Origin of the sequence: Proteiniphilum sp. UBA5463 (assembly GCF_002427225.1) — a bacterium.
In the GTDB taxonomy this organism is placed as follows: Bacteria; Bacteroidota; Bacteroidia; order Bacteroidales; family Dysgonomonadaceae; genus Proteiniphilum; species Proteiniphilum propionicum.
The window spans coordinates 1-1031 of record NZ_DIQL01000060.1 but is presented as its reverse complement, the minus strand read 5'-3'; the positions used below and the strand labels follow the sequence as shown (position 1 = coordinate 1031).

The following is a 1031-nucleotide window of genomic DNA, read 5'->3' as shown; positions in this document are numbered from 1 at the left end:
GCCAGCTCAAAACCAAAATACATGGGGATGTTGAGTCGTGTAAATGAACCGGGGGTTCGCTTGCTCTCATAGAGCGGCCTGCTGTTGAACATGTTGTTTGCATAGAACGATGCTTTCAGATTCTCACCGATCTCCTTGGTCAGGTGGAAGTTGATCAGCAGCACCGGAAAGTAGGATTCCGCGATAAAACGGGTGGGACTCCTTGTTTCGAAGAGATAGGCAAACTCGGGATCATCTCTCTTGGAGTCATCGAAAGGCTTCACCGATCCGTCCTTCCGTGAGATATAGGCTACAAAGGTGGTGTCGTTACCGTAGTTGGTCCAGTACTTGTTCATCCAGCTCACCTGTGCAGTTGTTGTTAGCACAAATCCGATAGATGGAATGTTATGGGTAGCCCGTATGGTGGTTGTTAGACGCTCTCTTTCATATTTCTCTTTACCTTTCTCATAGATGCCGATATTTCTCTCCAGCTCATTCAGATTCTTCTTGTTGCTGAAGCTGTGGCCATCATTCCAGTCGGTGGAGCGCATATAGGCCCCATTCAGCACGAAGGAGGTGCGGATGGCATGGATCCTGCCGAAGTCAAAATCGAACTCTACCCCCCTGTTGTGCGACCGTCCGTCGTTGGTGGGGGTAGCATGGGAGACGAAGATATTGTGTCGTTCCTTCTCCCGCAGAGTGGGTATTGTGCCGAGGTTCTGTACGGCCTCCTCGTAAATGATGTAATTCAGCAAATGGTAGGAATCGATGGTGGTAGCCAGGTTGTATCCGTTCTTGAGCTGCTCGTTGTAGGCCGTCACGGAAAAACGCATCCTGTTAACCATCAGGTCAAGCCCGATTTCCGCCTTCTGGTTGGCAGCCATTTTCAGCTCCCTGTTCCGGGTGTTGAACACCCGTGTTGTGGAAAGGAACAACTGCTCATTTTCCGGCACCGATGAGGAGTTGAGGCTGTTGAAGTGAACCAGGTCGAAGTAGGCATTTTCCGGGTAGAGATAGAGTGTTGTCGGCGCTTTGGCTGTCACCCCGAAGCC

At 50.6% G+C, this 1031-nt stretch carries 1 pseudogene; it reads right to left on the bottom strand.

Annotated features, from left to right (window positions below):
* A pseudogene (locus B3B27_RS11050) lies at positions 1-1031 on the bottom strand (TonB-dependent receptor); the annotation flags it as partial.